Genomic DNA, 19,806 nt, shown 5'->3' on the forward strand with positions numbered 1-19,806 from the left:
GCAAGGACAATCTTTCCGTTCGCGCTGCTGTTCCTGCTCATTTCTTTGAAGCTACCGCTTCCGTCCACAAGCGGTTGTCATGTGGGATCGATGCATAGTCATCCCAGGCGGCCAACTTTTCCAGGTAACGCTGCCGGTAGATCTGGTCGTCCACAAACACGATATTGCTCTGAACGAGCTCGGTCCCGATTTCGTAATAGAGGTCGAGATTGCGCAGGTCCGGCACCGGCGTCTCACCGCGCTCGGATTCAGCTTGCATCTGCCAGAACACCTCCTCGAGGCGACGCGTCAGCGCCGGAATGTCGCGCAAGACGCTGGTTTCACGCCCTGCCTGCAAACTGTCCCTGATCGTCTTGAGGCTCTCGGGCGCCTTGGCAAAGCCGATCGCCCTTTCGACATAATGCTCGGGGCCATCGCACAGTAGTTCCGGAACGCCGGCGGCCGCGACGATGCTGTGACAAAACCGGGCCGCGAAGCTCTTTCCGGGGTATGTGAGCACCGGAAGCCCCATGGTCAGCGCATCTGCTGCGGTCGAATGGGCTCCATAGGGGAAAGTATCAAGGAAGAGATCAGCGAGAGCGATGCGGGCGAGATGCTTCGCGTTCGGCGTCTTTTCCGCGAAAATGAGGCGCTCAGGCGCGACGCCGGCCTTCTCAGCCAACTGGCGCAGCCGTTGATCCACAGGCTCGCTTCCAGTGAGAAGCCACAGCACGCTGCCGGGCGTCGCGTTTAAAATCGCCATCCACTGGGCAAAGGTCGCCTCGGTGATTTTCTGCATGCCGTTGAAGCAAGCAAAGACGAAGGCTTCCTCCGGAAGTCCAGCTTCTGCACGCGACGGCCTTTCGGCAATCACCCTCTTGCGGTCAAGCGGCTGGCTGCATGGGATCGTCAGGACTTTTTCCGAATAATAGATTTCGTTTCCGGGTGGGACGATGCGTTCATCCGCGATCATATATTGATGAAATGGACTGCCCATGGACCCAGGATAGCCGCAAAAATTGACGATCACGGGCGCCGGGCGGTAGGCGAAGATCTTCGTCCTTGCATGTTTGGTATACCCGTTGACGTCGATGAGGATATCAACGTCATCGGTCGCGATCTGCCTTGCCGCTTCCTCGTCGCTGAGGGTGGCAATGTCCCGCCAGCAATCGGCGGCATTTTTCATCCGCGTCTGCGTGGCATCGTTTGCGACCGGATCGCCGCAATAATAGGCGTAGATTTCCACGCTGGACTTATCGTGCAGTTCAAGCACTTCTCTGAGAGCGAAACCGACGGCGTGATCACGCAAATCCGAGGAGACATAGCCGACTCGAAGTCGCTGGCCGGTTCCCGACTTGTGCTTCACCACTTTGCGGGAAAAACCACTGGTATCGGGTCGACCGACGAAGGATTTATTGTAGCGATAGGCCCGGGCGAGTTGGAACAACGGATCGTCAGAATAACAACCGAGCGCCAGCGGCGACATGGAATCGATCAATGCCCGCATGGGTGCATGGTCCGACGGAACCAAGATCGGCCACTTGCATTGACGTTGCCTGAGGGCGCTCCAATGCTGGCCGGCCTCGGTCTTGTCCGGCCGCAATTCAATGGCCTGCCGAAGCGCCGTCTCCGCCTCGTCCAAGAGACCGGCGTTTTCCATGACGCGGCCGATATGCTGGAGCGCCATCAGGCGATGCATGACCCGGTCAGCCGTGCTTTCGCTGGTCATCTCCACAAAACTGCGCCATTGCTGAATGGCATGCGTCGCAAGGCCGCTGTCTTCAAACGCCCGGCCAAGATTGATATGCGCCTGACCGAATCGAGGGTCGAGCTTCAGACAAGCCCTGAGCGCATGGATCGATCCGGCAATATCGCCCAATTGTCGCAGGGTAACGGAATAATTGAAATAGACGAGATGCAGCAGCGGGTTGGCTTCGTTGAAGGCAATCCAGACCTTGTATATCTCGGCGGCCTCGGCTCTTAATCCGGCCGCGCTTCGGCTTTCGGCAAGCGAAAACAGATCGGTCAACGGCAGCCGTTGCATCCGCGCAAGCTCCAGAATGCCGGCGAAAGACGGCAGCGAACCTGTGTTTGATGAATTGTTGTTGGTCATGAGCATTCCACAATTTGGCGGCCTGGCAGCCCGTGTTGCAACCAGTTGCGGCGGTTTCCCCAGATTTAATTGCGCCGGCTTACCTTAGGCCTGCCATGTGATGTTCGGCGGCGGCGGAAAATCCATCTTCCGCCGAATGACGCCCGAAGGGCCTGTTCGCCCCCATCGTAATAGTCTACAACCCGAAAACGTGAGGGCGCCAGGAACGGGATTCGTTGACTCAACGCGTTCAAACTGCAGCAAAAAAACAAACAGGGCCGTCAACAAGAATACGGCCCCCAAAGGCGCATCTGGCAACACTAATGTTTGTGATGGGTTACCGTGACTGAGAAAAGAATTCTTGTTGTTGGTGGCGCTGGCTACGTCGGATCGCATTGCTGCCTTCTTCTCGCCGAACGTGGATATGAACCTGTCGTTTTCGATAATCTCTGCAATGGTCACGAGGAATTCGTGAAGTGGGGGCCACTTGAGCAGGGCGACATCCGCGACCGGCAAAGACTGGACGAAGTTTTCAAGAAATACCGGCCGGATGCCATCATGCACTTCGCGGCACTCATCGAGGTGGGGCAATCCACCAAAGATCCGGTTGGCTTCTACGAAACGAATGTTGGCGGGTCTCTTAACGTTTTGTCGGCTGCAATGGGTGCGGGCGTCGAGGCTCTGGTTTTTTCCTCGACCTGCGCAACCTATGGCCTTCCGCACCAGGTGCCGATGGACGAGACCCACGAGCAAGAACCGATCAACCCTTATGGCCGGACGAAATTCGTTATCGAGCAGGCAATCAAGGACTTCAGTGCCTATGCAGGATTGCGCGCCGTGATGCTGCGCTACTTCAATGCGGCCGGCGCCGATTTTCAGGGTCGTATCGGCGAGTGGCATACGCCGGAAACCCACGCTATCCCACTTGCCATCGAGGCGGCGCTCGGCCGTCGGCAAGGCTTTACGGTCTTCGGCAGCGATTATGAGACGCGCGACGGCACCTGTGTGCGCGACTACATCCATGTTCTTGACTTGGCAGACGCTCATATTCGGGCGCTCGAATATCTTCTGAATGGCGGCGAAACCGTTGAGCTCAACCTCGGAACCGGAACAGGGACAACCGTCAAGGAATTGCTCGCAGCCATCTCCGAGGTTTCAGGCCGGGCCTTTCCTGTTGAATACGCAGAGCGACGCGAAGGGGATTCCACCACACTCGTCGCCGACAATCACAAGGCGCAAACGGTTCTTGGCTGGACACCACAATACTCCTTGAACGACATCGTCCGCTCTGCCTGGAACTGGCATTCAAAGACCAATCGATAGCCGGCCGCGTGAACCCTTCGCAAAGCCGCCCGCGTCCCCGTTGCCTTCCGCGCGGCAAAGCGTAGTGTGCGCGTAATCGGCCCAAGGCCCGAGACGAATCACAGCCCCTCTCGCCGGCCCTTTTTCCGATGACCCAACCGCAGACCCGCGCCCCTTCTCCGTTTTCCGTCGCCAGCATCGTCGTCTCGATGACGGCGGTCGCGCTCGGCAACGGCGTCATGTCGGCCTATGTGCCCTTCGTGCTGTCCCGTTCCGGCAGCCCCTCCTGGGCCGCGGGCGCGGCTATCACGGCGGTCGCCTTCGGCGGGCTCGTCGGCTGCGTCGTCGCCGGCCCCTTGATCCGCCGCGTCGGCCATGCCCGGCTGTTTGCCTCCTCCATGGCACTGGTCATCCTCGGCGCGCTGCTGATCGCCATCGGCGTCAACCCGATCCTTTGGATCATCGGCCGCATGCTCTATGGCGCCGCCGGCAACACCAATTTCATCATCGCCCAAAGCTGGCTCAACCATGCCGCCTCGAACGCATGGCGTGGCAAGGCCATGTCCTTCTTCTATATGGCCTATGTCATTGGCCTGGGCGCCGGCGCCTTCGCCTTCGGCCAGCTGCCGGCCGAGGGCAATATCGCACCGCTCGTCACCATTTTCTTCACCGCGCTCGCCATTCTGCCGATCAGCCTGACCCGCCTGCCGACACCGCCGGCTCCGGCCCGCGCCAGCCTCGACATCAAGATGACCTGGCGCAACTCACCGGTCGGTTTCATCGGGGTTCTCGCTTCCGGGGGGCTGTCGATGATGGTACAGGGCTTCACTCCGATCTATGCCGCCGGCAACCACGTGTCGCAGGGCGATGTGGCGCTTCTGATGTTCGTCATGCAGCTCGGCATGCTGTTCATCCAGTTTCCGCTCGGCGCGCTTTCCGACCGCATGGACCGCCGCGTGGTGCTGGTCTTCACCTGCGCCCTGATCGCCGTCATGGCGGTCGTCGCGCTATTCGTCTCCTTCGCCAATATCCTGTTGCTGATGCTCGCCTTCGCCATCTTCGCCGGTGCGGTCGAGACCGTCTATTCGATCGCAAACGCCCATGCCAACGACCGCACGGCGCCCGAGGATTTCGTGCCGCTCGCCTCGACCCTTCTGGTCGCCTGGTCAGCGTCCGCCACCCTCGTTCCACTCACCGTCACGCTGGTCACGCCGGTGTTTGGCGAAAAGACCTTCATCTATGCCGCAATGGCGGTGGCAATAGCCTATGGCGGCTTTATCGTCGTCCGCCTGATCGGTCGTCGGCCGGTGCCGTTCGAGGAGCGCGAGAACTTCGAAATCCTCAGCGCCCAGGTGCCGAATGCCACTGTCATCACCGACCCGACAGCCGAGCATTCCGACGAGACTCACCAGCCGGGCGCCTAGCCCCGGAAATTCCCCGCATCAGGGTGAACAAATCCCTGCTTTTCCGCTTTGCTGGCCGATGCGCCACTGCTATATGCGCAACCATGAGCACAAATTCGCCCCGCACGCCCCTTGACCATATCCGCAACTTCTCGATCGTGGCGCATATCGACCACGGCAAGTCGACGCTTGCCGACCGGCTGATCCAGACCTGCGGCGGCCTGGCAGAGCGCGACATGTCGGAACAGGTCCTCGACTCGATGGATATCGAACGCGAGCGCGGCATTACCATCAAGGCCCAGACGGTGCGCCTGCACTACAAGGCCAACAATGGCGAAACCTATGTGCTCAACCTGATTGACACCCCCGGCCATGTCGATTTCGCCTATGAAGTGTCGCGCTCGCTTTCCGCCTGCGAAGGCTCATTGCTCGTCGTCGATGCATCGCAGGGCGTCGAAGCCCAGACGCTGGCAAACGTCTACCAGGCGATCGACAATGACCACGAGATCGTCACTGTTCTCAACAAGATCGACCTGCCGGCGGCCGAGCCTGAACGAATCAAAGAACAGATCGAGGAAGTGATCGGCATCGATGCCTCGCAAGCGGTGCTGATCTCGGCCAAGACCGGCCTTGGCATTCCCGATGTACTCGAAGCGATCGTCCACCAGCTGCCACCGCCGAAAAGCGAAGAGGGCGAAAAAGGCCCGCTGAAGGCACTGTTGGTCGACAGCTGGTACGACACCTATCTCGGCGTCATGGTTCTAGTGCGTATTCTCGATGGTGTGCTCTCCAAGGGCCAGACCATCCGCATGATGGGCACGGACGCAAAATACCAGGTCGAGCGCGTCGGCGTTCTGACCCCGAAAATGCTGGCCGTCGACAGCCTCGGCCCCGGCGAAATCGGTTTCTTCACTGGTTCGATCAAGGAAGTGGCCGACACCCGCGTCGGCGACACCATCACCGAAGACAAGCGCCCGACCGCCAAGATGCTGCCGGGCTTCAAGCCAGCGCAGCCGGTGGTATTCTGCGGTCTGTTCCCGGTCGATGCGGCCGACTTCGAGGACCTGCGCTCGGCCATGGGCAAGCTGCGCCTCAATGACGCGAGCTTCTCGTTTGAAATGGAATCATCGGCAGCGCTCGGGTTCGGCTTCCGCTGCGGCTTCCTTGGCCTTTTACACCTGGAAATCATCCAGGAGCGCCTTGAGCGCGAGTTCAATCTCGATCTGATCGCCACGGCCCCATCTGTTGTTTACCAGCTGACGATGACCGATGGCACCGAGCGCGAGTTGCACAACCCGGCCGATATGCCTGATGTCGTCAAAATCGCCGAGATCCGCGAGCCTTGGATCAAGGCAACGATCCTTACCCCCGACGACTATCTCGGCGGCATCCTGAAGCTCTGCCAGGACCGACGTGGTATCCAGACGGAACTCACCTATGTCGGCAAACGAGCCATGCTCACCTATGAGCTGCCGCTCAACGAAGTGGTCTTCGATTTCTACGACCGCCTGAAGTCGATCTCCAAGGGCTACGCCTCCTTCGACTACCATCTCGACACCTATCGCGAGGGCAACCTCGTCAAGATGTCGATCATGGTCAATGGTGAGCCGGTCGACGCGCTCTCGATGCTGGTCCACCGCTCAGCGGCGGAAAAGCGCGGCCGAGACATGTGCGAAAAGCTCAAGGATCTGATTCCGCGCCACATGTTCAAGATCCCGATCCAGGCAGCCATCGGCGGCAATGTCATCGCTCGCGAGACGATCTCAGCCATGCGCAAGGACGTGACCGCCAAGTGCTACGGCGGCGACGCCACCCGCAAGCGCAAGCTTCTGGACAAACAGAAGGCCGGTAAGAAGCGCATGCGCCAGTTCGGCAAGGTCGAGATCCCGCAGGAAGCGTTTATTGCCGCGCTGAAGATGAGCGACGAGTGAGGGCTTCTCCCTCCCCCCCTGCGCCACTCCGTCATTCCGATGGGGACGTGTATGAGTTCCTGCGTTCGCAAGGCGACTGCGGTCTCGCTTGACCATACGCTGGTCGCAAGGGCCATGGCCGGGTGATCAAGGCAGAGAAGGAACGCCTCCGGCGGAGGGAGAGCACCGATAGCATCAGGGCGGAGCGCGAAATGCCGAAAGGCATGGGTTACCCTTCGCCGCGTACCGGCAATTCTGATGGCGCGATTCCACGTCTATCGACCCAAAAGCGATAGCCTTCTTGCCGTGGACCTGCGGTCAGTCTTTTTCGATGATCTGGCTTCGCACGTGACAGCTCCCCTATCCCAGTCACGGATTTGACCTGGAGAATATCGGCCCTTCACTCCGCGCCTGCTTTCGCCTTCTCAAAGCGCGCCTCGAATTCGCGCCGGAGCGCCCGGCGCTCCTCGGCTGCGCGTTGGCGTCTTTTCTTCTTCGGCGTATCGGCCATGAGTGTTGGAACCGTGGTTGGCTTGCCGGCCTCATCGACGGCGACCATGGTAAAATAGCAGGAATTGGTGTGGCGGCGCTCGCCGCTGCGGATGTCTTCCGCTTCGACCCGGATACCGATTTCCATCGAGGTGCGCCCGGCATAATTGACCGAGGCGAGGAAGGTGACGAGCTCACCGACGTGGATCGGCTGGCGGAACACCACCTGGTCGACCGAAAGGGTCACGGCATACTGCTGGGAAAAGCGCGAGGCGCAGGAATAGGCGACCCGGTCGAGGATGTTCAGCAGCGCCCCGCCATGTACCTTGCCGGAGAAATTCGCCATGTCCGGCGTCATCAGCACGACCATATCGAGTTGGCTTGGGTCATGGGCGCGATCCATTCTTATGTCCTTTCAGCGGCGGGTCTGGTCCGCATCAGTCTAGGGGTGGCAGGAGTCGGTGAAAAGAGGCTGCCCCCCCGGACCGGCGGAGCGGAGAAGGGGCCGGGCACATGTTTGCCGATCTCGCGCGCCACGACGCCCGCTCAGATCAGGGCCACCCAGGCGCGGGCGATCGCCAGGCCGGCGGCATCGGCTTGCGCGCCTTGCGTGGCGGCATATTCAGGGTGCCGGGCGAGCCAACCCGGCTGCTTCCGCTCGACCAGGTCGGGGAAAAGAGCGTTCCAAGTCTCCACCACGCCACGATGCGCCTCGAAATGGAATTGCATGCCATAGGCCGCCCGCCCGACGCGGAAGGCCTGGTGACGGGCGCTCTGGTTTCCGGCGAGATGCACGGCGTCCGGCGGCAGCGAGAACGTGTCGTCGTGCCACTGGAAGGACAGGAAGGGGCGAGCCCCCGCCGCCACAAGCACCGGGTCTGCAAGGCCCGCTGCGGTGGGCTCGATCGTCTGCCAGCCGAATTCCGGAGCCGCACCGATCAGATTATCGCCGCCGAAGCCCCGCGCCAGAAGCTGACTGCCGAGGCAGATGCCGAGAACCGCCTTGTCCGCCTCGCCGTAGGCTCGCATCAAAGCGGCCAGTTGCGGCAGATAGGGATGCTTGTCGTCGTCGCGCGCATTTTGCTCACCGCCGAAGACAACAAGCGCGTCATGCGTATCAGGCGAGCCAGGCAATGCCTCGCCGGCATAGGCACGGATCACCTCTACCTGAGCGCCAGCCTCGGCGAGCGCTACGCCCACCTGCCCCGGATCCGAATAGCGGGTGTTCTCGATGATCGCGACGCGCATTGCCTGTCCCTTGCCCTCTTCTCGTTGCGCTGCGACATGATCATGTTCGGCGCCCACCTTCAAGAGCCTGCACGACGACAGGAGGCACCGCCGGCCCTATTCTCGGGACAGGCCTCAGAAGGTCTTCTTCAGCCTCGCATCCAGCGAGTGGTGGCTACCGCCGCAGACGGCGAAGAACAGGAAGATGGCGGTCCGAAGGTTGGATTTCCCGGCGCCGGAAAGACCATGGGAATAGACGGTGACCAGCCGCACGGCCGCCAGCTGCGACCGATGGGGTAAATACGCTATCATTCCTTATCTGCGTTTCCTCGCAAGTCACGCAGCCGCGCCCGCGTCGGCTCAATTGCGGTGCAGCACAAAACATGATTTTATTCGTTTACTTTTTCGAGAAAACCACCATTCACTTGGAATACGACAATGACCGAGAAGCCCCGCATCACCATCCTTTACTGCACCCAGTGCAACTGGCTGCTGCGCGCCGGCTGGATGGCCCAGGAACTGCTGCAGACCTTCGGAGAAAGCCTTGGCGAGGTCTCTCTCATCCCTGGTACCGGCGGTAATTTCGAAATCCGCATCAACGGCGACCTGATCTGGGAACGCAAGCGTGACGGCGGCTTTCCCGGCCCCAGGGAACTCAAGCAGAAAGTGCGTGACGTGATCGATCCGGAGCGCGACCTTGGCCATGCCGACCGCACGACGCCTTCCGCCGAAACCGCGGTTTGAACGGAGGCGGGCGGGGATCGCTCCCCGCCCGTCCCAATCGTCTATCCGCTCAGTTATAGGGTGAGCGGCAGACCTTGAAGTAACCGTCCGTCGACAGAAAGCGATTGGTCTGCGGATTGTACGAACGGTAGCGGTTGAGGCACCATTCGATGTGCCGACTCGACCTGCGACCACCGTAGACCGGAGGCGGAGGCGGCGGAGGCCGACGATAGATCGGTGGTGGTGGTGGACGCCGGTAGCCATCATCCCAGCCCGGTGGCGGGGGTGGACGGCGGTAGGTCGGCGGCGGTGGCGGACGACGGTAGCCGTCATCCCAGCCCGGCGGCGGGGGTGGGCGGCGGTAGATCGGCGGCGGTGGCGGACGACGGTAGCCGTCATCCCAGCCCGGTGGTGGGGGTGGGCGGCGATAGGTGTCGTAGCAGCCGTTACGGTCGCAAACGACTTCGACCTTCACCACATCCGATGCTCCGACCGGCAGCCGGGCGAATGGAGAAAGACCGGGGGCCGCCTGGGCCGGGCCGGCAAGCAAGCCGGCGAGGCCGAGCAGCGAGCCTAGCAGCATATGGACCAGTTTGTTCATGACGCTCCTTCAGGAAACGGAGCATTCGGCCTTGGCGGAGGACCACCCTCCGTTTCTGCAAAATGCCCAGCGACTTCACCTTGTCCAGCGCCGACCAGGACCGGTCCTTGCCGAACAGACGAAGCATCAGAGAATTCGGGAGCGATGATGGCTTTTCCAAGACGTGCCGTTCCGCCTTGGCAGCCGTTGGGTCTCCGCAGGTTCGAAAGTTTTTTTCATGGCGAAATCCGAGAGTTTGGGGCTTTCCGGGCGGTCTTCCGGCGATCGACACGAAAACTTCAAAAAGCCGGTTGACAGTCGGAGTCGCTGCCTTTACACGGCTCCTCGTCGCCCAGATGGCGGAATTGGTAGACGCGCCAGCTTCAGGTGCTGGTACTCGAAAGGGTGTGGAGGTTCGAGTCCTCTTCTGGGCACCAGTTTCATGTTCCGGATAGTCCCGGAAAATCCAAAAACCCCGCGAAAGCGGGGTTTTTTGTTGCCGTTTTCAGGATTTTCGTCCCTTCGCGTCCAGGGGCGACCAGTGGCATCCAAACAAATTGATGGCATTTTTGATGGCATTTTGCTGTGGTGCCATCAGTTGGCAAACAGGATGCAAGGCCATGCCTTTAAACGATGCACGCATTCGAGCGTTGAAACCATCGACCAAGCCCACCAAGCACGGGGATACCGGCGGCCTACTGCTGGTCGTCAGCCCTACGGGGAGTAAGCTCTGGCGCATGGTTTATCGCTTCGACGGGAAACAAAAGCAGCTTTCATTCGGAACGTGGCCCGATGTGTCACTCGCCGAGGCACGATCGAGACGGGATACCGCACGAAAGCTCCTCGCAGATGGCGTGGACCCTTCCGAGAAAAAGAAGGAGGAGAAGGTCGCTCGCGAACGCGTAGTAACAGACAGCTTCGCTGCTCTGGCTGAAGAGCTGCTGGTCAAGAACGAGCGGGAAGGCAAATCTGCGGCAACCCTTGGAAAAAAACGCTGGCTGGTGAGCCTTGCAACGATTGATCTCGGAGCAAAACAGATTACCGAGATTTCGGCATCGGATATCCTCGTCCCGCTCCGCCGCGTGGAGGCGCAAGGCAATTATGAAACCGCGAGGCGCCTGCGCGCCGTGATAAGTCAAGTCTTTCGTTACGCCATTGCCACCGCGCGAGCCGAGAATGATCCGACTTTCGGCCTAAGGGGTGCCATCATCGCTCCGAAAGTCACACATCAGGCGGCAGTCACGGACTGGACCGTCTTTGCCAAATTGCTGAAATCAATCTGGATCTACTCGGGTACTCAGGAAACCTGTGCGGCCTTGAAGCTGATGGCCCTGCTCTATCCGCGACCCGGTGAATTGCGGCAGGCGGAATGGAGTGAATTCGATCTCGACAACGGGGTTTGGATAATCCCCGCGGAGCGCGCAAAAATGCGGCGCCCCCACAAGAAACCGTTGCCGCCCCTGGCGATGGAGATCTTGCGGGCGCAGCGCTATCACACCGGCACTCTGCGCCTGGTCTTTCCATCCAGTACATCGACTGAGCGGCCGATCAGCGAGAACACCATGAACCTGGCACTCAGGCGAATGGGTTTCAGCAAGGACGACGCCACCTCCCACGGCTTTCGCGCGACGGCATCAACGCTGCTGAACGAGAGTGGCCTCTGGAGTGCCGACGCCATCGAGGCCGAGTTGGCCCACTTGAGCGGCAATGCGGTCCGCCGTGCCTACCATCGTGCCTCCTACTGGGACGAGCGCCTCAAAATGGCAGCCTGGTGGTCGGAGCGGATTGCGGAAATCGTGGATGGTGTGGGAACTTCGCTTCCGGCTTTGGCGGTGCAAGTCGATTCACCAGTTTAGGCACTGGCGCATCTGTCTCCGAATAGCAATGAATATACATGCCTTCAGGCGGCAAAGGTGATCAAAAGATACCAGATCTGCAAGAGTCCGAAGGCTAACCCACCTTCGAGCCCTGATCGTGAGCCTCTTTCATCTTCCGGAGAAGGGCAAGCCCTTCCTCAAAGGTTAGTTCGCTGCCCGTTTCGGGATCCCTATAGCGCGGGTAAAGAATGTAAGCGGCAGCGAAGATCTCCTCCACCGAACGGCGTTGCGTGCGGCGCGAGCAAGTCTCGCGGTCATCCGTCACCCCCCATCCCGCGTAGAAGGGCATGCCGAAGCAGGAGACCGGCAGGCCCCGTATCAGAGCTTCGAACCCGGAAAGCGAGGTCATCGTGTATACGCGGTCAATGCTCTCGAAGGCATCGGCCAGGGCTACGTCGTGATCGAGAACCATGCAGATATCACGCACGTTGTCGGGATTGGATTGCTTCGGCTTCTTGCGAATGCCCTTGAGCACCTCCGGGTGCGGTTTATAGATCACCTGGGCATCGGGATTTTCGTCAACGACCGCTCGAACGAACTCATTGTTGGTCATCTGGCGTGACATGCCCTTGATCATCGACATGTCGCCCTCGACCTGGCCGACGACAAGAATTCGAGGTTTGTTTTTTGGCCCGTAGATACCCTCGATATCGACCGCTTCGCCGCTATTGTATTTGCTGAGCCGCGACGAGACGAGAGCCGCGATCCCGCGACGCGCGCGCTCCATCAATGTGGTGTCAGCGGCGAAATCATAAGTTTCAAGAATATGTTCAAGTTCGCTTTCAGCGGTCGCATCAAAATAGAGGGCCTGCTCGGCCAAGCACAGAGATAACGGCGGCACGCGCATTGCCCCGAGCTGAACGGAGCGGAGGAAGCCATCCTCAACACGGATCTGCGGAATCGAAAAGAGTCTGCAAATGAAAGCGACAATCCGAGGCTCCTTGTAGCTCCAGACGCAGATCTTCGCTCGCTTGTCCGATACCATCCGAGGGACATGTCGCAAAAAATCGGTTAGGGCCATGGGACCGGTCGCACATCGGATGACCCGATGATCAGGGAACCAGTGGCTCATGAACGTCTTCCATGGCATAAAGCCGATTAACAAGAGGGTTGGCTTTTTGCCTTGGCGTGAAGGTCCGACATTCGCAATTTCATCCACCTAGGTGATCTCCATCCTTGTCAATTTGGCGCGCTCAGCAGTGGTCGCCGAGCGTGAATGAAATGGTCTAATGCGGCAGCGGGGTCAATGACACGACCGATACTGGCGGGAAGGTCTCGGGACTTAGCGCGTGCCACATGGGCAATACTGAACCGCACCGGCTTTGCCGTGGGCCCCTACCAGTCGTTGCTCCGATCCACACGAAGGGCACACCCGTGCTGCGCACCGAGCCAGAGGAAATCGATGCTTGGATGTCGCGCCGCGGGACGAGGCACGGCACACCTGCTCCCGGTCCCCGACGATCGGCTTAATCCTTTGCCGGTCAACGCCTGCTCATCCTTTGACATCTGGGGCTATAATGCCTTTTTGATGAGAGATTTACGGTGCCTGCCGTCCGATCCAAGTACCTCAGCTAGATACTGACCAGCAGTTTGCGCCGACGAAACTGAGAAAGCGAATCGCACCTGACTGATCTCCTCATCATCCTAAGGCGTCGGATGACCGGTCACAGTTTCGATCGTCTCCTGCACGGCGATAGCGCACACAGCGCGATAGTCTCTTCTCGTCTGCGTAACCCGCGCCGAGGACGATTGCTCTATTGTTTGTTTCGCATGCGTGCGCATATAATGAAATCCTCGCGAACGGCGGGAGTACACCTTCGCGTTCATGCGGTGCGTATCAGAAAACTCTCAACGCCCAAACGAGTCTCGTAGCAGAGAACGTGCTAAATTTAGCACATTGACGAAAAGCCTCTCGGCAATCAGAAGCTCTAATACCTTAAAGGAGCAACTTTGCCGATCTGAGGGTGCGCGAAGCGGCCCGCAGGATACACGCCCCACAAGTGGGCAATAAGAGCATCTGCCAGCGGAGTAGCAATGACGACATCTTCTTCAAAGTTCGATCGAATTGTTTTCACCTCCGACCTACTCAAGGTCGACGACCGGCTCCCAAATAAAGCGCCAAATCCGCAAACAATAAACGTTGACTGGATTTATGAGCTCTTCGCCACGTTTGTTTCAAAAGTCACCGGGCTCCCCTCGGTGAAGTACGTCCCTGACGAACAGACACGGATATCTTGGTACCACCAAATGAGCGAGAATTTCTCTTCAGCGGGTTGGGCCAAACACTATAATACCCTTGGGAATGAACGCGTAGCTCAGGAGATCAAAGATGCTCTCGCCCGATCACTTGTTGTCGGATTCGAGATGCCTGGTGGTTTGATCAAGATTCTCGACGGAGCAGGGATTACTTATATTGACCTTTCCATTCACCCCATCAGGTTCGCAAGAGATTATTTCTTTGGATGTCGCTCCAACGATAATGAACTCGCAAATAGGATAGCCAGCATGGCTGTCGGATCCGAGTATATTGACGGTTTTGTGCGAATATCTAAAGCGCGTTCCGCACGGGTTTATAGAAATCGGAAGATTGCACCAGGCTCAGCTATATTCCTCGGGCAATTAGAGATAGATAGTTCTCTTATTGAAAATGGAACGATCACTAGTTCGAGAGCTACAGAATACGCATTGCTATCGCTAGCCGCTGATTTCGGTAAGGTATATTACAAATTCCATCCACACAGAAAAGATCGAGCTGAGATTGAGACGATTTTAAAGAAGATACCATCTTGCGAGATCCTGGAAGTAAACATCTATGATCTTCTCTGGGCACCAGAGGTGTTTTGTTTCGCATCCCTCTCATCAGGCTCCTTGCACGAAGCACGGGCTTTTGGGCGCACCACAAAACGGTTCATTTCGCCCGCCGAGGATCCATATTGTCCAGAACAATACGCTCATGGCCCGACATATTTGCCAGTTCCGAGTAGCATTTTCACTGAGAGCTTTTGGCGACGCCTGCTCATTGGGGATGACACCGTTCTCCAGACTCCGGATTATGTCGATGGCGCGTTTAAGTTGTCCCTAAACCAGAAGTGGGGGCGCTGATGGCCACCATTCTTTATGACTTCACGCGACTCGTGGCCAGGCGCAACGCGGAAACTCCAACGGGCATCGATCGTGTCGACCTTCAGTACGCTTGCCACCTTCTCGCCAACTTCAGAAATGAAGTGGTGTTTGTAGCGCAGAATACAGGTAAGCTCCATTACGTTCCAGTGGACGTAGCAGAGATCTTCCTCACCCAACTGAGGGATCGGTGGTTTCACATTCATCGCAGCAGCCTCGAAATAGATCTCACAGACGAATTCAGGAAGTTTGGCGTACTCGAAAGCAAGCCGGCTACGGTCAAAGCTCCTCCGGCAAGACAGCCAGCACCAAAACAGAAACGCGAAGGCGTCACGGCTAAAGACGTTAAGGAGATGCACGAACTGTCGATATTCGGTCGATGGTCCACTCTTTGCAGGATCGAACTTCGTGGTTACCTTCCAAGGCGACTCAAGTGGTTCTCCTCGGCGCCTCGACCCCTTCAGTATGCCGTATTTGTCCCGATTTCCCTTTTCCCGTCTTTGATTTCGCCGCTCGCTCGGACGACATCCCCGCCCGGCACGTCGCAATCTCGGCCCGCATCGAAGCAAGCTGATCCAGCTGTCGCGCCTGCAGAAGACAAACGTATAGACATTACCGCTTCACCAAGTAGAATAGCAACGCCATTAGCAATTTTTCTGGCCACACAAGCCAAGAGACCCATCACATACGTGAATATGTCGCATCATGGTCTTCTGGATAGCGAATTATTCATTGAACTGAAAACCGCATATCGAGCGGAGTTCATAATATACATTCACGATATAATCCCCATTGAATATCCTGAGTATTGCCGGCCAGGATCAAAGAAAGATCATATTAGACGCATTGAAAATATAAATAAGGTTAACGCGTTCTTGATATTTAATTCTATTGACACCTCAAATCGCGTCAACACGTTTTTTGACCTTAACTTCGCGAGGAGGCCCAAATCAATTGTTTCCTATATAGGAGCCGACAATGTAGCGCACTCCGCGGGAACTCCCAAGGCTCTCTTTAGCGAACCATATTTTGTGATGGTGGGAACAATTGAAGGCCGAAAGAACCATCTTGGCCTGCTGCAAGTATGGCGCGACATCGCCATGGGTGAGAAACTGACGCCCAAGCTCATAATAATCGGCAAGAGAGGTTGGAACAACGCGTCCGTAGTGGACATGCTCGAACTGTGCGACACTATCAAGCCGCATGTTCTCGAGCTGAATGATTTGGCGGACGATCAGCTTTTTGGGATCGTCAGATCGGCAAGCGCAATGCTGTTCCCCTCCTTCTCCGAGGGTTGGGGGATGCCGCTCGTGGAGGCACTCTCCCTGGGGGTTCCCGTGATTTGTTCGGACATTCCTGTCTTTCGCGAAGCTTCTCGAGGGGTGGCCGAATATATCCACCCGCTCGATCTCCAAAAGTGGCGTACCACAATTCTGGAATATGCGGCACCGGAATCCGCGCGCCGAGCTGCTGCCGTAGCGCGTATTGCAGACTACCACCCACCGAGCTGGCAAGACATGTTCGATCAGTTCGATGCTGTGCTGGAAAAAATCGGCGACTCCTGCCCTCAAATTGAAAAGCCGGAGTCCAAACTGCACAACAGGTCATCAACTTGAGTTCGCAACATATGCATTCTGAGGAAGTCCATCGACTCCCTTTCGCTTGATATTCGACGATAACTGTTCGATTTCCTGTCGAAATAGCTCACATACGGAAAGACATTGCGAATTCGACGAAGCGCGTCCAGCGGGCTCATTTCCCGCTGCGTCGTCAAACAAAAATGATTGAACTCCAGTAAGATGAGCGGCTTGAAGCGCTGCAGAGTTCTGGCGCAACCGTCAAGAACATCGAGCTCGAAGCCTTCAACGTCGATCTTGATGAGACTAAGGCGCTTGAGGTCCATGATTGCGACAAAAGCGTCCAGCGTTACACTTTCCACCTCTATCGTGGGAAGTATACGCGAGTTTTCGGTCCCCGGGAGGATCTGAAAATTGCCGCTCGAGAATTTTGGGAGATTGCGAAAAAGCACCGGCCGACTGCTTTCACCAACTGCAAGATGAAACGCCTTGACGTTGGACATGTCGTTACGCTCGATGCCGGCAACAAGGTCTGCAAACGTGGCCGGCACCGGCTCGAAGGCGTAGACAGTTCCTTCGGGCACACACAGGGATATGTAGAATGCTGTCAGGCCAATATTGGCCCCAACATCTAAGCAAATCCCGTCTTTCGGGAGCATTTGACAGACCGGCGCGAGATGTGGGATCGAAAGCTCTGACGCCTTTTCGAAGTACTCGCTGTCACCAAAGATTGTGACGCTCCTACCACTGACCTCTATCACCCTCGATCGGCGCGTGCCCGGTTCCAAAATTGTGTTCACAACCGCCTCCTCCTGGCAACCCTTCTTAACGGTCCCTGCTAGCATAGCCGACTTCGATAGACACGCAACCGTCTGTATTGACTTCCCGTTTCGGCCATCTGGAGATTTTGCTTTCCGGCGCTCCGCAAGCTTCGAATACCTCAAAGGAGCACTCAAGGTCAGCCCTGGTGACTGCGGGAAGGCATTGCGACTTGACCATCAGGGGCGGGTAAACTAGCCGTCTTGCTACTTGGAACGGGTTGACCACAAGGAGTAACGATGTCCGCGAAACTGCTCACCGTCATCATCACCATGCGAGCGGCAACGCACTACGACATGGTTTCCCGCCTCAGATACAGGCTTCTTGACACCAGTGTCCCCGATACGGTGGCGTTTCTGGTTGTCGATGACGGGTCAGACGCCGCCGCGGCCATCCGGACGACGTGCGACGAGCTCGGCTTTTCCTACGTGCGGCATGAGAGTGGGAAGAAACACTTCTGCGCACCATCTGCCCGAAACGTCGGAGCACAATCCGCCAGCACCCGCTTCATCATGCACGAGGATGTGGATCTCTTCCCCTACCCTGGTTTTTACGGCGACATACTTGAGGAGATCCGCGTCAACGGCCTCAACGAGCATTCGAACCGCTTCCTGACGGTTCCGTGCTGCTATCTGAGCGAACAGGCGACCGAGTTAGCGATGGCCGGCGAGATTTCCAAGAGCGACATTCTACAATCGCATCTGCTTGGGACAGGTATGGTGACAACCTATCTGCCGGCCAGTTCCGTAATCGTCGTTGACCGCTACTATTTCCTGTCGATCGGTGGCTACAACGAGAAATTCAACGGCTGGGGCCTTGAGGATCTCGAATACGCCTACCGGCTCACCCAGCGCGCCGACCAATTCGAAACACCGCTAGACCCCTCGCACCTGGTCGAGGGCGGATACGCCAACTATTCAGCCTATCGCGGGTGGCGTAGTCAATTCCGCCTCCATGGCGATCTTCTCGCCCGCAAAGGAATTGTAATATTCCACGCTCACCATCCAAAAGACACGGACTGGCGCAACCTTGATGCGCATGGGAAGAACAAGGCGCTGTTCAAGGCTGAAACCGCCCGCTTCGATCTTGACCGAGATAGCCTTCCGTCGTTGACAGACCCACAATGCGGGCGATCACTGATCTTCGGTCACGGCACGTTTGCCTACAACCCGGCGCTGCTTCCTCTATGGGGCTCGCTGGAGGTCAAGGGCTATCAGGCATTCGCGGACATGGACATCGTGGACTATTGCCGCGTAAACGGCATAAGCCGCGTGATCTTCACCAACCCCTATGCATCGGAGCAGCGGTTGCGGGTCTATCGCCAGGTCCGCGCGGCTAATATTCCTTTCGTGGTTGTGGAGCGCGGCGCGCTGCCAGATTCGATGTTTATCGACGACACCGGCTTTTGTTGCGAGAGCACGCGCTACCGTCGTGAACACTGGCCGTCGGAGCTGGATGCCGACCGCCTCGCACGTGTCACCGACTACATCGCCGACCAGACATCAGGCGGTTTTGCACTGGAGCGACAGGGGGAGCGGATGGGAAAGCGGGCCGCGCTTCATTCCCTTGGTATCCCGGACACCAAAAAGGTATTGTTCGTCCCATTCCAGTCGAGGTCCGACACGACCGTCAATTTCTTCGCCGGCCCGATCGGTTCGTTCGACAACTTCGTATCGCTGGTGCGCGAGGTAACAACCAGGGTTCCCAAAGACTGGACGGTCATCTTCAAGAAGCACCCGCTTTCCTCGGTCAAGGAGGAGGTGCCCGGGGCAATTGACGTCGGCGACATGCACATCAATGATGCGCTGGAGATCGCGGATTATGTGCTGCTCATGAACTCTGGCGTAGGGGTCCTTTCCGTCTTGTTTGGCAAACCGGTGATACATACGGCTCAAGCATTTTATTCCGATGAGGGCCTGAACCGATCGGCATCTACGGCTGACGAGGTTCTTGCGCTTCTGGCCCAGGGCTTCGCTGTCGATGGCGATGCGCGCTTTCGGTTCATTTCCTACTTGCTCGAGGATTTCTATTCATTCGGCAAATTCACTGTGAAGGAACGCCGGCATACGGAAAATGCCATGCTGACAATCACAGAGCGCATTGATTACTATCGCGTCAATTTTTTGGGGCGGAGACTCCTGGATCTGCCGGGGTCGCCAAAGGTCGCCAATCCGCAAGCACCGATCTACGACATATTCCGCGAGTGGATTAAAAGGTCTGCAGTATGGCCACCTGCCGTTGCGAAACCGCTTGCTTTCTATCGACGCCCGCTAGTCCCGATTGTCCGGCCTTTCGTGATCGGGAAAGGCTCCAAGAAAGATGTAGAAAAATTTAACGCCGATCCAGCCGGGTTCTTCGCAAATCTAACGAACCCGTGGTATCGCGCCGCTGGTCGAATACTGTTTCCGACCGGACGGGGATGAGGCGTGCTGAGGAACTCGATCACCATCAACCCAACCGTGATTTGGCCTTCCACCCGTTGCAAGAGCTGACGGCGGCGCCACAGCCGACGTCTTTCATTGTCAATGTGGCCTATTTCCCGTTCGCCTTTCGGCACGATCGAAGCACGACTCTACTGACTGCTGCCGAGGTTTCTCATAATCCGACAGAGCCGTACTCGCCCCTGATCCGGAAATGTGATGCGCAGCGGGTACTCTAGTCCCGGGAAACTGGAATAGGGTCCTATTGGGACGGCGACGTGAACTGAT

At 57.7% G+C, this 19,806-nt stretch carries 15 protein-coding genes and 1 tRNA gene; 9 read left to right on the plus strand and 7 right to left on the minus strand.

The genetic code is table 11. The features are described 5' to 3' along the window. Positions 1–37: 37 nt before the first annotated feature. On the minus strand, positions 38–2,092 hold the full coding sequence (locus RNA01_RS03470; RefSeq protein ID WP_284727990.1) for an O-linked N-acetylglucosamine transferase, SPINDLY family protein: 2,055 nt from the start codon (positions 2,090–2,092) through the stop codon (positions 38–40). A 321-nt stretch (positions 2,093–2,413) separates the two neighbouring features. On the opposite strand from RNA01_RS03470, the gene galE reads away from it, so the two are divergent. From galE to lepA, 3 genes are all read left to right on the plus strand, one after another. Beyond that, entirely contained in the window at positions 2,414–3,394 is a 981-nt protein-coding gene (galE, locus tag RNA01_RS03475; protein ID WP_147178558.1) for a UDP-glucose 4-epimerase GalE, read from the plus strand. A gap of 128 nt (positions 3,395–3,522) precedes the next feature. Then, entirely contained in the window at positions 3,523–4,797 is a 1,275-nt protein-coding gene (locus tag RNA01_RS03480; RefSeq protein ID WP_147178559.1) for an MFS transporter, read from the plus strand. Positions 4,798–4,880: 83 nt separating this feature from the next. Further along, positions 4,881–6,707 (plus strand): translation elongation factor 4, encoded by a 1,827-nt coding sequence (lepA, locus tag RNA01_RS03485; protein WP_147178560.1) that lies wholly within the window; start codon positions 4,881–4,883, stop codon positions 6,705–6,707. Between the two features lie 379 nt (positions 6,708–7,086). Here lepA and RNA01_RS03490 read toward each other — a convergent pair whose 3' ends face one another. From RNA01_RS03490 to RNA01_RS24405, 3 genes are all read right to left on the minus strand, one after another. After that, positions 7,087–7,578, minus strand: coding sequence for an acyl-CoA thioesterase (locus RNA01_RS03490; protein WP_147178561.1), 492 nt, complete (start codon positions 7,576–7,578; stop codon positions 7,087–7,089). Between the two features lie 143 nt (positions 7,579–7,721). Beyond that, a complete protein-coding gene (locus RNA01_RS03495) occupies positions 7,722–8,423 on the minus strand; it encodes a type 1 glutamine amidotransferase (RefSeq protein WP_147178562.1) in 702 nt (233 codons plus the stop codon). A gap of 114 nt (positions 8,424–8,537) precedes the next feature. After that, entirely contained in the window at positions 8,538–8,714 is a 177-nt protein-coding gene (locus RNA01_RS24405) for a hypothetical protein (protein ID WP_170253339.1), read from the minus strand. A gap of 126 nt (positions 8,715–8,840) precedes the next feature. Between RNA01_RS24405 and RNA01_RS03500 the strand changes: the two genes are divergently transcribed. Next, a complete protein-coding gene (locus RNA01_RS03500) occupies positions 8,841–9,146 on the plus strand; it encodes an Rdx family protein (RefSeq protein ID WP_147178563.1) in 306 nt (101 codons plus the stop codon). A gap of 49 nt (positions 9,147–9,195) precedes the next feature. Here the strand turns inward: RNA01_RS03500 and RNA01_RS03505 are convergent, their stop codons facing one another. Then, positions 9,196–9,726 carry a BA14K family protein gene (locus RNA01_RS03505; RefSeq protein WP_147178564.1) on the minus strand — a complete coding sequence of 177 codons (531 nt, stop codon included), beginning with the start codon at positions 9,724–9,726 and terminating at the stop codon, positions 9,196–9,198. Positions 9,727–10,055: 329 nt separating this feature from the next. Between RNA01_RS03505 and RNA01_RS03510 the strand changes: the two genes are divergently transcribed. Beyond that, positions 10,056–10,142, plus strand: a tRNA-Leu gene (locus tag RNA01_RS03510). A 123-nt stretch (positions 10,143–10,265) separates the two neighbouring features. Then, positions 10,266–11,561 (plus strand): tyrosine-type recombinase/integrase, encoded by a 1,296-nt coding sequence (locus RNA01_RS03515; protein WP_235916385.1) that lies wholly within the window; start codon positions 10,266–10,268, stop codon positions 11,559–11,561. A gap of 94 nt (positions 11,562–11,655) precedes the next feature. Here RNA01_RS03515 and RNA01_RS03520 read toward each other — a convergent pair whose 3' ends face one another. Beyond that, positions 11,656–12,741: a capsular polysaccharide export protein, LipB/KpsS family gene (locus RNA01_RS03520; protein WP_284727989.1), complete on the minus strand. Its 1,086-nt coding sequence runs from the start codon at positions 12,739–12,741 to the stop codon at positions 11,656–11,658. An 875-nt stretch (positions 12,742–13,616) separates the two neighbouring features. On the opposite strand from RNA01_RS03520, the gene RNA01_RS03525 reads away from it, so the two are divergent. Continuing rightward, on the plus strand, positions 13,617–14,684 hold the full coding sequence (locus tag RNA01_RS03525; RefSeq protein WP_147178565.1) for a hypothetical protein: 1,068 nt from the start codon (positions 13,617–13,619) through the stop codon (positions 14,682–14,684). Beyond that, positions 14,684–16,318 (plus strand): glycosyltransferase, encoded by a 1,635-nt coding sequence (locus tag RNA01_RS03530; protein WP_147178566.1) that lies wholly within the window; start codon positions 14,684–14,686, stop codon positions 16,316–16,318. Before RNA01_RS03525 ends, RNA01_RS03530 begins: the two co-directional genes overlap by 1 nt. On the opposite strand, the gene RNA01_RS03535 is transcribed toward RNA01_RS03530, so the two are convergent. Next, positions 16,270–17,079 carry an FkbM family methyltransferase gene (locus RNA01_RS03535; RefSeq protein WP_170253340.1) on the minus strand — a complete coding sequence of 270 codons (810 nt, stop codon included), beginning with the start codon at positions 17,077–17,079 and terminating at the stop codon, positions 16,270–16,272. The genes RNA01_RS03530 and RNA01_RS03535 overlap by 49 nt on opposite strands. A gap of 258 nt (positions 17,080–17,337) precedes the next feature. Between RNA01_RS03535 and RNA01_RS03540 the strand changes: the two genes are divergently transcribed. Beyond that, positions 17,338–19,521: a capsular polysaccharide export protein, LipB/KpsS family gene (locus RNA01_RS03540; RefSeq protein ID WP_147178568.1), complete on the plus strand. Its 2,184-nt coding sequence runs from the start codon at positions 17,338–17,340 to the stop codon at positions 19,519–19,521. The last annotated feature ends 285 nt before the right edge of the window (positions 19,522–19,806 follow it).

The sequence above is a fragment of the Paenirhizobium naphthalenivorans genome (genome assembly GCF_007992095.1).
Taxonomy (GTDB): domain Bacteria; phylum Pseudomonadota; class Alphaproteobacteria; order Rhizobiales; family Rhizobiaceae; genus Allorhizobium; species Allorhizobium naphthalenivorans.

Excerpts from the sequence above, each read along its gene's own strand:
- RNA01_RS03470 (WP_284727990.1), bottom strand. The coding sequence starts at position 2,092 with ATGACCAACAACAATTCATCAAACACAGGTTCGCTGCCGTCTTTCGCC.
- RNA01_RS03480 (WP_147178559.1), top strand. The coding sequence starts at position 3,523 with ATGACCCAACCGCAGACCCGCGCCCCTTCTCCGTTTTCCGTCGCCAGC.
- lepA (WP_147178560.1), top strand. The coding sequence starts at position 4,881 with ATGAGCACAAATTCGCCCCGCACGCCCCTTGACCATATCCGCAACTTC.
- RNA01_RS03490 (WP_147178561.1), bottom strand. The coding sequence starts at position 7,578 with ATGGATCGCGCCCATGACCCAAGCCAACTCGATATGGTCGTGCTGATG.
- RNA01_RS03495 (WP_147178562.1), bottom strand. The coding sequence starts at position 8,423 with ATGCGCGTCGCGATCATCGAGAACACCCGCTATTCGGATCCGGGGCAG.
- RNA01_RS24405 (WP_170253339.1), bottom strand. The coding sequence starts at position 8,714 with ATGATAGCGTATTTACCCCATCGGTCGCAGCTGGCGGCCGTGCGGCTG.
- RNA01_RS03500 (WP_147178563.1), top strand. The coding sequence starts at position 8,841 with ATGACCGAGAAGCCCCGCATCACCATCCTTTACTGCACCCAGTGCAAC.
- RNA01_RS03505 (WP_147178564.1), bottom strand. The coding sequence starts at position 9,726 with ATGAACAAACTGGTCCATATGCTGCTAGGCTCGCTGCTCGGCCTCGCC.
- RNA01_RS03515 (WP_235916385.1), top strand. The coding sequence starts at position 10,266 with ATGGCATTTTTGATGGCATTTTGCTGTGGTGCCATCAGTTGGCAAACA.
- RNA01_RS03525 (WP_147178565.1), top strand. The coding sequence starts at position 13,617 with ATGACGACATCTTCTTCAAAGTTCGATCGAATTGTTTTCACCTCCGAC.
- RNA01_RS03530 (WP_147178566.1), top strand. The coding sequence starts at position 14,684 with ATGGCCACCATTCTTTATGACTTCACGCGACTCGTGGCCAGGCGCAAC.
- RNA01_RS03540 (WP_147178568.1), top strand. The coding sequence starts at position 17,338 with ATGTCCGCGAAACTGCTCACCGTCATCATCACCATGCGAGCGGCAACG.